Origin of the sequence: Oleidesulfovibrio sp., from assembly GCF_047973035.1 — a bacterium.
Taxonomy (GTDB): domain Bacteria; phylum Desulfobacterota; class Desulfovibrionia; order Desulfovibrionales; family Desulfovibrionaceae; genus Oleidesulfovibrio.
On record NZ_JBKEBF010000044.1, the window covers coordinates 95,512 to 101,889 of the forward strand.

A 6,378-nucleotide genomic window follows, 5' to 3' on the forward strand; every position below is an offset into this window, starting at 1 on the left:
AAATATAATTCGTAAATATAGTCTTACACTATGGGGTCTTGTCAATTATTGCATGTAGAAAGTCGTATTGCGTTTTAGAATGCTTCATAAAATAAATGTGTACGCTCATAAAAATAAAAAAGGCCGCATTATCTGCGGCCTTTTTGAATATAGTATTGTTTGTTTTTATCTATTCGCAGGTAAGCATGTGGCGAATGTTGTCAATAACGCTACGCAGAACATCGTCGGAAGGTTCAACAAAGCCGAAATGCATAGCACGAACAAGACCTACGACAAGGCTTACAATCATCCCGGCAGTATCGTTGGTGTTTACACCCTGACGAATTGAGCCGTCCTGCTTTCCTTCTTCAAGCGCCTGAGTCAGGTACTCGGTAAGGTAGGTATAGATTTCCTGAATCTGCAGAAAAACATCGTCATTTCTGTGACCGTAACGGGTTGGTGCGTCACGGAAAATAAGGCAGAACTCCATGTTGTTCTTTTTAACAAACACATAGAAAGACTTGATGATGGAAATAACTTTTTCCATGCTGCTTTCGGGAGTACGTACCTCAAGATATTTTTCAATATCACTGATGAGCTGCTTCTTTACATTGGTAACCAATGTCAGAAAGATATCGTCTTTAGTCTTGAAGTGACGGAAGATAGTGCCTTCAGCCACGCCAGCTTCGCGTGCAAGCAAGCTGGTGGGTGTATTGTTAAAGCCGCGCTCAGCAAAAAGGCGTGCGGCGGTATCAAGTATAATGTCGCGTTTCATGAGATCCCTACAATGGTATGTTGCAGTAATAAACGGTGTGTTCACTCACTCAGAGGTGTGGTGATACTCCTGCCGCTACAAAGTGTCAACGCAATACCTGTCATAAGTAAGTAATGACGGGCATATTCTAGATTCCTGAGACAGTTTGTTCAGCAAACAGAATAGCATGACAGTTAAAAATTTGTTCGAGTGAGCAGTCTGAAAAATTATATAAACGCAGCTCTATTTGTCTGCATACGTATTATTATTTGCTGCGGCACAATATTTTTTCAATTGTATGCATCAGAGCCGCCAGGTCAAGTGGCTTGTTGAGTACTGCATCAAATCCGATTTTTGAGAGCCGCTCAAGGGCTTCAAGCGAATCATGTGCCGTCATGGCAACGACAGGTATACCGCAATACCTGTCTTGCCCGTCCCGAATTCTTTTGAGAGCTTCATCTCCGGTCATAAAGGGCAATTCAATGTCCATCAGAACCAGATCAAAAGGCTGTGCCTCAAGTGCCTTCAGGCAGGCTTCTCCGTCTTGAACACAATGGACGTTGTACTGCTTTTTTTGCAGTGCAAAACGCAACATGGTGCTGCTGACATTATTATCTTCAACTACCAGAATCGTTGTATTCTTCTGGTGTTCAGAGGCGGGGGAATGTGTCATTGGAATCCGCCTGTAGCTGGTATCACTGTTTTATTGCGGTCTGCATCTTGTGCAGATCTTCAAGCGCCTTCAGATTACGTATAGTTGCGCTTTCAAGTTCGTCAAAAAGGTCGCGAACGGCATCATTGTCGCCTGCAGCAGAAGCATCTGCAACGCAGCGCGCAATGCGGTGCAGCGCCTGTAACCCCAGCTCAGAAGCTGTGGCTGCTATGTTTGCGGACGCAAGCTGCACTTGTGGTAATGAGCCTAGCACAACGGCCTTTTTACCGGAAACAAGGCTGTCCTTCAGGCTCTTCAGCTGGGTCGGTAACTCACTGTTGTTCTGCTCCTGCACATTGAATGCAGGCCTTGATTGCACCATTTTTTCAGCAGGCTGCGGACTCATGGCATCAGCTGTGCGCAGGCTATTCAAGTCAGGATTTTCTGCGAAAGCTTCAGTCTTCGCGTCGTGGCCCATGCGCTTCGTTACGGCAGTCTGCCTTGGTTCTGCAAGCGCTGCAACAGCGGCTGAAATGCGGGCGAATGTTTCCGGAGTGAGAACAGAAGGGATTCCTTCTTCAACCTCTTCCCCGTGGTGTCCTTCTTCCGGCTGCACGGGGTGCTCGGGTAGCTCTTTCTCAGAGTGTTGCTCTCGAGTTTGCTGCAGTGCGGGAGGGACATCGGCCTTTTGTGCCTTTATGTCAACTGTTGTACTATTTTCTTTTTCCGGAAAGTTGTCGTTGTGTGTTTCTGAATCAGCATCGGCACCCTTTTCTTCGTTGCTTGGGATTGCTTTTTGTTCTGAAGTTTCAGCTGGCTCAAGAGCATGAGTTGCCTGTTTTTCCGGCTCGTCATCTGTTGTTTCTTTTTTCTTGCCGTTGCGCTCTTCTCCAATAGAGTCTGTCTGTATCGCAATCACTGGAGTTGCAGTCTGTGTTGTAGATGCCTGCTGTACTGCACCTGCAGCAGATTCAGCTGCAGGTCTGATGTGTTCAATCGTTTCAGACACAACAGCAAGCAGCGTTCCGCGGGTGAAGGGACGCAACAGTATAGATGAACAACCCGCTGCTCTCATGGCATTTGCAGCCTGTTCATCCCCGGATCGAACGATACCCAGAATGGGACCGGGCATAAGGCCTAACTCGCTTTCTGCTTTGCGCAGAGTGCGTACCGTATCCGGCCCGTTCATTCCAGGCATCTGAGAATCAATCATGACGAGAGCAGGAAGCCTGCGCCGGAATTTGCGGACAGCTTCAGCACCACTTCTGGCTTCTACAAAGGCCAGTGGTGTATCTTCCAGGAAAAAGGTAACGAGTTGTCTGTTACTGGCGATATCATCTGTCAACAGCACTAACCCGGGCTGTCTGTCCAGACCGGTTGCAAGCCCCTGAGGCAGCTGTGATGCAGGCTGCAAGCGCAAGGTGAACGAAATGGTTGTTCCTGCTCCGGGCGTGCTTTCAAGGCAGATTACTCCTCCCATCATGCTTACAAGGTCCCGTGCTATGGAAAGGCCCAACCCCATACCGCCGTAGCGACCGGAGCCTGTACCGGGGCTGACGCAAAAATTGTCAAAGACTGCATACGGATTCTCCAGCGGGATGCCGATGCCTGTGTCACTTATGGCGAAAAGAAGATGGCCTGAGTCGGTCGAGTCTTCCACCCGTCCTACAGACAACCTGATGGTTCCTTCATCCGTAAAGCGTATCGCATTTCCCAGCAGGTTAAGTACGATCTGAAGAATACGGTCTGCATCTCCCCTGAAGTTCACCAGCATGTGCGGCGACATGAACCACGACAGCTGCAGGCCTTTATGTCCGGCTTTGATGAGCGCGATTTCATGCGCTTCTTCAAGAACATGGTGCAGGTTGAAGCGGTTGGACTTCAACGTTGTTCTACCCTTGGCCGCACGGGCAGCATCGATGAGGTCGTTTATCTGCAGCTGCAGGTTGCGACCGGCGGCTTGAATAAGGTTAAGTTGCTTGCTTGTGCTGTGTGGCCCTGTTTCGATCGCCAGCTGTTCTGCAGCATGGATAATTGCAGTTAAGGGGGTACGCAGGTCATGACTTACCCTTGCCAGTAAAGAGCTTGCAGTCAGGCTGGGCTCTTGTTGTTCAAAATCAGGCTGAGCATCTGTGATCAAGCTCTCTTCAGGCTCTTTTGATGCTGCGGTACAGGGTGCATTGTTTTCCTGCACTGGGCCGCACGAAAGGCTTAAGAGGCCCAGCGCCATTCCTACGGCAGGGCCCAGCGTAGCCCATAACGGGGCGTCCGGAGTCAAAGCCGCACTCATACCGGCCACGGTTCCCGCAGCGGGAAGCAGGCAGGCCAGCAGGTATCGTCCGGAACCGGCAACCCCTTCCTGCCAGCGGCCAAGCGCAGGCAGCGCAAGCGGGATGGCCAGCAATGGCCAAAGCGGTAGCGCAACATGTAAAAAGCGTAACTGAGGAATAAGCGGCAGCAGCGCAAGTACCGCTCCCAGCACCATGCAGAGAGCAAACAGTCTGTCTGTTTTCGGGGCTGTGTCACTGTTCAGCATACGGCGACCGGTCTGGGCCAGAGTCAGCAAAGCGATACCGGGTAAAAAAAGAGCCGCGACGCTGTCCCATGAAAACAGCGTGGTTGTTGCAACAGGAGAAAAAGAATGAACCAGAACCGCAATGACGCAAGCCGATGCCCACAGGCGCCACCTTGCACGGCTTGTAAACCAGAGTGCGCAGTTCAGAAGCAAAAGAGCCAACAGGAAGCCTTGTACCATATGCATGGGCAAAGCTGCTGTAATGGCTCCGTCAAATGCACCGGAAGCTTCGTGCAGAACCGGCTGGAACCAGGGCCCTGGAACTCCGGCAAGTCTGAGGTATACAGTAACAGGTGTTGCATGAATCGAAGGAAGAGGGACGGTTGTGCCCGAAACTGTAATCCGTTGCCAACCGCCAGTCAGGTGCGGGGCAGGAACATACAGCTCAACAGGTGTGGGAGCAGTGGGGCCTAACTGAAGTACAGGAAATGAGTGGGCAGTGGTGTGATAGAGCGTTTGTCCGCTTTCCGGCTGTGGCGTTTTGCCGGTTTGGTTCCCACTGTCGGGCTGATTTGCCGGAACATCCGTCTGATCTGCGGCACGTTGCTCAGAATTTACCGGCAGTAACTGAAAGCGTTCTGCCGTACTTGATGCTGTTGTATCAGTGCCGAGTAACGTCATTTTTACCCATAACGTTCTGGCATCACTGCGGAACGGAATAGCGTCAAAAGGCACATATTCCCCGACCTGTCTGGCGGACGCCGCTTCGGCAATGGTCATACTGCCGGAGACGTCAGGTAGAACGGACATGTAGGGCTTAACCCACATGCGGGACTGCAGTTCATCCAGCGGGATGGACATCGGGGAAGCTGCAAGAGAAGGGAAGGAAGCCCCACTCAACATGAATAACGTGCTTAAAATAATGAGCCGGAATATATATACGCGAATAGTTTGCCGCATGAAAAACCTGATTATTTCAGTGCTGAAGCTTTTAGTAAAGATACTGGGTAAAATAAACGGAGCAGAAGTAAGCCCACCAGTTTTGATAGTGGGTTTTACAGCTATTGTCACGCATGCCTGCCCTGTCTGACAATGGTCAATTCTCGGGTCAGTTACCTGACCAGTTGCCGGTACAGCTAAGATCTGTCGGTTTTGCTGGTTTTTTTTTGCCGGTGCACAGCTTAAAAAAAAGTCGGGGACTATATGCCCCCGACCTGTATCGCTGCAGACAAGATTGTAGTGCCGGCCTATTGGGCCTTAAGCTGGTTGATCATTTCCTTCACGGGCGTGCCGCCGGGGGTGCGCGCATTCGGGTTCAGTTGCACAAGCTCATTCCATGTCGCAAAAGCTTCATCTTTTTTCTTCAGATCATAGAACAGCACGATGCCCTTGTTGAAGCGTGAAACTTCATGTGTGGGGTCGACGGCAATGGCTCGCTCAAAGGTTTCCAGTGCAAGCTGGTGCTGATGGTCTCTCCGATACATTACGCCCAGATCGGTAATGACATTAGCATCATCAGGCTTCAGCTCCAGTGACTTGTTGTACGCCCTGATGGCAGGTTTCGGCTGGTTGGTATCAAAGTAAAGGTGGCCGAGCTTGGTCCATGCTGCCACATCATCCGGCGTATGCTGCAAGTGCTTTTCCAGATCAAGAATTTGAGCCATCTGTGCTGCGGGAACTTGCGTCGCGTCAGTTTGTCCGGCAGTCACTTGGGTGACACGCTGTTTGGTTACTGGCTGATTCTGGCTCATGGTGCTGGTCAGCAGGTTACCGATGTACATGCCCGCCACCAGTGCAATGCCTACTGCGATGTACAGGGTAGAGCGTTTTACATATACACCTTGTTCTACTTGTGCGGCCAGTTCTTTCAACTCTTGTTTGCTTAAAGACATGTGTGTCCTCTTGGCTGGGTGTGAAAATGTGATAAAGCCAAAGACTGATTGTGGGGGGGTAGATACCTTCCTTGCGAATAGTTGGCAAGTTTTCAAACAGACTTATCATTATATAGCATCAGAAAAAAACAAGAAAAAAATGGGAAAAATGAAAATTGTTGTTGACAGTTAAGAGGGCAAAGCATAGATACCCCTTCGTCGCAAGGCTAACAGCTCTTTAAACAGTTTGGCGCTTCAAGAAAGTTTTTAAACTTTCTGAAAAAAAGCGTTGACAAGCTTCGACGAAAAGCTCATAAAGCCCTCCGCTTCGACGGTAAAGTCTAACAGCGGAACGACGAAGCTCTTTGACAATTAAATAGCGAGTTGGACAGGAAATAAGTTCAGCTTTATTTGGCCATTAAGAATGGCTTTACAGTTTTTTAACTGGAGAGTTTGATTCTGGCTCAGATTGAACGCTGGCGGCGTGCTTAACACATGCAAGTCGAACGTGAAAGTTCCTTCGGGGATGAGTAAAGTGGCGCACGGGTGAGTAACGCGTGGATAATCTACCTGTATCACCGGAATAACGGTTGGAAACGACTGCTAA

Annotated in this window: 4 protein-coding genes and 1 rRNA gene; 1 reads left to right on the top strand and 4 read right to left on the bottom strand. The window is 49.7% G+C overall.

What is annotated here, in order from left to right:
• Window positions 1–169: 169 nt before the first annotated feature.
• The 4 genes from ACK5LI_RS16560 to ACK5LI_RS16575 form a co-directional block, all read right to left on the bottom strand.
• On the bottom strand, window positions 170–754 hold the full coding sequence (locus tag ACK5LI_RS16560) for a TetR/AcrR family transcriptional regulator (RefSeq protein WP_416951426.1): 585 nt from the start codon (window positions 752–754) through the stop codon (window positions 170–172).
• Between the two features lie 244 nt (window positions 755–998).
• A complete protein-coding gene (locus ACK5LI_RS16565) occupies window positions 999–1,406 on the bottom strand; it encodes a response regulator (RefSeq protein ID WP_416951428.1) in 408 nt (135 codons plus the stop codon).
• Window positions 1,407–1,428: 22 nt separating this feature from the next.
• Window positions 1,429–4,761 (bottom strand): hybrid sensor histidine kinase/response regulator, encoded by a 3,333-nt coding sequence (locus ACK5LI_RS16570; protein WP_416951430.1) that lies wholly within the window; start codon window positions 4,759–4,761, stop codon window positions 1,429–1,431.
• 386 nt (window positions 4,762–5,147) lie between these two features.
• The gene (locus ACK5LI_RS16575) at window positions 5,148–5,792 is read right to left on the bottom strand and encodes a tetratricopeptide repeat protein (RefSeq protein WP_416951432.1); all 645 of its coding nucleotides are present in this window, start codon (window positions 5,790–5,792) and stop codon (window positions 5,148–5,150) included.
• A 420-nt stretch (window positions 5,793–6,212) separates the two neighbouring features.
• On the opposite strand from ACK5LI_RS16575, the gene ACK5LI_RS16580 reads away from it, so the two are divergent.
• A 16S ribosomal RNA gene (locus tag ACK5LI_RS16580) occupies window positions 6,213–6,378 on the top strand; the annotation flags it as partial.

Bases quoted from the DNA above. Each gene is read 5' to 3' on its own strand.
- ACK5LI_RS16560 (WP_416951426.1), bottom strand. From the start codon at position 754: ATGAAACGCGACATTATACTTGATACCGCCGCACGCCTTTTTGCTGAG.
- ACK5LI_RS16565 (WP_416951428.1), bottom strand. From the start codon at position 1,406: ATGACACATTCCCCCGCCTCTGAACACCAGAAGAATACAACGATTCTG.
- ACK5LI_RS16570 (WP_416951430.1), bottom strand. From the start codon at position 4,761: ATGTCCATCCCGCTGGATGAACTGCAGTCCCGCATGTGGGTTAAGCCC.
- ACK5LI_RS16575 (WP_416951432.1), bottom strand. From the start codon at position 5,792: ATGTCTTTAAGCAAACAAGAGTTGAAAGAACTGGCCGCACAAGTAGAA.